The organism is Dactylosporangium sp. NPDC000555, assembly GCF_040300025.1.
Classification (GTDB): Bacteria; Actinomycetota; Actinomycetes; order Mycobacteriales; family Micromonosporaceae; genus Dactylosporangium.
This window is the reverse complement of the sequence record NZ_JBEPDB010000181.1, coordinates 1-3,991: the sequence shown is the minus strand read 5'-3', so window position 1 is coordinate 3,991 and position 3,991 is coordinate 1. Positions and strand designations below refer to the sequence as shown.

Sequence of the window (3,991 nt, the reverse complement as noted above, 5' to 3'; positions counted from 1 at the left end):
GCGGCAAGCGTGCCGCCGGTGGCCCGCCAGTGCGCGGGATCGGCGGAACCGAGGCCGCGCAGGGTGAGGGTGAACGCGAGGCTGGTCGGGGTCGTGCTCTGCGCCCGCAGGTGCAGCGCGACCACGCGGCAGCCGTCGGCACAGACCGGGGTGCGCTGCCGGAACGACTGCGGGCCCGGCGCGGCGAACTTGAACGGCAGGGTCACACTGCCCCGGCCGGTGCGCGAGGACAGCACCAGCCCGACCTCCACCGGCACGCTCATGCGTACGTCGGCGACGTCGATGTCGAACGCGACGTCCTGGCCCGGGACCAGGACCGGGTCCGGGGCCGCCGGGTGCAGCCGTTCGGCCACCTGCCCGGCGCCGAGCTGCCCGTACTGCGGTAGCCAGTCCACGACCCGTTCGAGCCGGCCGGCGTCGACGGCGAGCTTGGGCGGTTCCCCCGATTCGCCGGCCGGGATCTGGACGACGGCCATGGCGAAGTCGCCGTGCGGGTCGACGGCGCGCACCGAGTGCAGCAGGTGCTCGCGGGTGACCGGCATGACCGGCACGACCCGGGGCGCGCCCGTGCCGATCCGGGCGGCCAGCTCCCGGTCCTTCGTCGACACGTCGGCGCCGGCCACCGCGTAGCCGAGGACCGCGACGGAGGCGACGAGCAGCAGCACCAGCCGCTGCGGGCCGGGGCGGCGGGCCACCTGCAGTGCGGCGAGCGCGGCGCTGAGCCGGCCGCGGCGCAACGCCGCGCGGCCGAGCGCGCCGGCGACCGGGGCGACCAGCCGGGCGCCGGCGACGGCCAGGGCGAGGATCGTCAAGGCCGGCGCGAGCATCGCGACGCCGGTGAGCCGCCCGCCGCCGAGGAACAGCTGGGCCAGCGCCGCGGCGGCGAGGACGCCGACGACGATCTCGCCGATCGGCGCGCGCCGGCCGGGCACCCGGGAACGGACCCGGCGCAGCAGTTCAGCAACCGGGCTGAACAGGTGCCGGCGCTGGGCGAGCAGCGCGACCAGCAGCGCGCCGGCCGCCGTGACGGGCGCGAGCCGCAGCGCGCCGGCGTCGAACAGCGGCACGCCCAGGCCCGGGAACTGCCAGGCGGCGATGGCGCCGACGGCGAGCTGGCCGGCGACGCAGCCGCCGAGCGCGCCGGCGGCGATTGCCGCGACGCTCTCTCCCAGGGCCAGCAGCCACCGGTGCCACCAGCCGCCGCCGCGCAGCGCGATGACCGCGAGCTCGGGCCGCCGGCCCTCGACGCCGTAGTCAACGGCCAGGTACAGCACGAGATAGGCGAGCAGCAGCAGCGGTATCGCGCCCACCGGCACGGTCTGGCGGGCCAGCGCCCGGCTGCGCTCGACCCGGTCGACGAGGCCGGGGATGTCGGTCCGGACGGCGAACTGCTGGCTCAGCCGCGCCGCGCGCTCCTTGAGCTCGGCGAGCTCGCCCCGCAGCCGGTCCAGCCGTTCGGCATCGAACGTCGACGGCGCGGCCGTCGCGTCGACCGCGACGGCGGTCTGATTGCGCTTGATCAGCGCGAAGGTCGCCGCGTCGGCGAACACCGGCTCGCCGGCACGGCCGCTGCCGTCGACCGCGAAGTAGTCGTGCCGGCCCCAGTACTCCTCCTGCGGTTCGGCCGGCCGGTAGACGCCCACGACGGTCAGCGGCGTCGCCGGGCCGAGGGCGACGTAGATTCTCCCGGTCGGCGAGCTGCTCGGCACGGCGAACGCGAGGCCGATCGGGTCGCCGGCGCCGAGCCCGAGCCGCTCGGCGGTGTGCTCGCCGAGCACCACCTCGCCGGAGCCGAGCAGGCACCGCCCGGCCAGCAGGGTCAGGTGCGCGCAGACGTCCTGGCGGTACGTCATGCGGCTCGTGTCGCGCGGCTCGGGCTCGATGCCGACCGCCGGGAACTCGGCGGAGTACACCTGGGTGAAGCCGGGCATGGTGAGCAGCGCCCCGGCCACGTCGGTGAAGTCGACCGAGGCCGAGTCGCGGCTGTCCACGATGGCCTCGAGCACGACGGTGCGCTCGCCCGGCGCGGCCGTGGTCACCTCGCCGCGCACGACGGCGAGGTCGACGACCCGCAGGTATCCGGGCACGGCGACGGTCGCGCCGACCACCACGAGGGTCAGCAGGGCGAGGGTCACCGCCTGGCCGCGCCGGGTGCGCAGCATCGCGAGCACCAGGGAGATCATCGGCCGGCCTTCGCGCGCAGGCGGCGGGACAGCGGGAGCAGCGCGGCGCCGGACGCCGCGGCGAGGACGGTGACGGCGACCAGCCCGACCGCGCCGAGCGTGGCCGGGCGCAGCGCCTGCGGCGCCGGCAGCCACGACCAGTCGTCGGTGACGGCGGCCGCGGCGGCGCCGGTGAGCCGGTCGGCGACGACGGCGACGAGCACGCCGCCGAGCCCGGCCAGCCCCGCGAGGGCCGCCTGCCCGCCGGTCTCCACGGCGGCCGGGACGCGGGCCGGCAGGCCCTGTGCGCGCAGCGCGTGCCACTCCCGCACCCGTGCCCGCTGCTGCACGGTCACCGCCGCGGCGGCGGCCACGGCCGCGAGCAGCAGCCCGGTGCCGGCGGCGATTAGCTGGAACCCGGCTGCGAGGGCGGCGCCGTGGCGGCCGAGCCGGTCGAGGCGCGCGGCGGCGGTGTCGGCGCCGGAGACGCCCACGCCGGCGGCGGCCAGCCGCTCGGTGAGGCGGTCGACGGCCGCAGGCGATGTGCCGCGGGCGATCCACACCTGCGCTACGCCGATCAGCCCCGCGTCCGGCGCGGCGCGCAGCACGGCGTCGAGGTCGACGAGCACGCCGACCGGACCGTAGACGGGCAGCAGCGGTGCGGTCGCGGCCACCCGCACCCGTACGCCGGCGGCGCCGAACAGCGGCAGTGCCGGGTCGCCGGCCAGCCAGGCCTTCGGCGCGGGCCCGGCAAGAACCACCGGCACAGCGGCCGGGGTGTCCACGACGTAGGCCTGGTTGTCGGCCGGCGCCGCGTCCTGCTCCCGCTGCGGGTACCGCAGCGTCAGCGCGCCCGCCCGGGCCCCGACGCCCATCACGATGCCGGCCGCGGCGCCCCGCCACCGCCGCTGGTCGCCGAGGCTCGCCGCGTCGAGGATCACCGCATCGGGCCCCTGCTGGCGCAGCGTGCGAACGGTGAGCGCGCTGCCGCCCGGCGGCTTCTCCGGCCGGCCGTCCGCGTCCTCCTCCCCGGCCAGCCGCAGCCCGACGAGCCGGCACCCGGGCGGCGGCTCGCAGCCGCGGACCGGGGCGGACACCTCGTGCTCGCCGGGCGGCACTGGGCCGAGGGCCACGGTCAGGTCGGCGCCTGCGGCGGCCTGCCGCAGGGTCACCAACACCCGCAGCGGCCGCGCGGAGTCGTTGCCGGCGGTCAGCGCGAGCGCCGAGCCGCGGATCAGCGGCAGTGGGTCGGGTCGCGGGCCGGGTGGCTGCAGCGCGCCCGGCGCCCCGTACTGCGCGCGCCAGTCGGCCACGACGGCGACCCGGCCCGCGTCGACGGCGAGGACCGGCGGGGACGCCGCCGGGTCAGCCAGCACCGCCATCGCGGTGCGCCCCTGCGGGTCGGCCTGGCGCACCGCGGCCAGCAGCGCGGTCGGGTTGGCCGCCCGCACGGTGAGCACCTGTCCGGCGCCGAGCTCGACGCTGACCCGCTCGGCCCGCCGGGCGCGGCCGGCCGCGGCGCCCTCGGCGGCCAGCCCGAGCAGCGCCACCGCGACCGCCATGAGCACAAAGATCCGGTCGACGCCCGGCCCGCGGGAGAACCGCAGCGCGCCGAGGGCCAGGCGCACCCGCCCGTACCGCAGCGCTCCACGGCCCAGCCGCGCGCTGCCGGCGGCGAACAGCCGGGCGAGCACGGTCGCGGCGGCGAGCGCGACAAGCGCCGGCGCCGCCGCACCGACGCCGCCCGGCCCGGAGGCGCGCACCTGGTACAGCGCCGCCGCGGCAACGGCCAGCGCGACCACATCCAGCGTGACCCGCCGCCGCCCGCT

General features: G+C 78.6%; 1 protein-coding gene and 1 pseudogene. Both read right to left on the bottom strand.

Features of this window, described 5'->3' with window-relative positions:
* The coding region (locus tag ABT297_RS42715; protein ID WP_350559846.1) for a hypothetical protein at positions 1–2,183 on the bottom strand (2,183 nt) is incomplete at its 3' end.
* Positions 2,180–3,991: pseudogene (locus tag ABT297_RS42710) on the bottom strand (FtsX-like permease family protein); the annotation flags it as partial. The pseudogene ABT297_RS42710 and the gene ABT297_RS42715, both read right to left, overlap by 4 nt.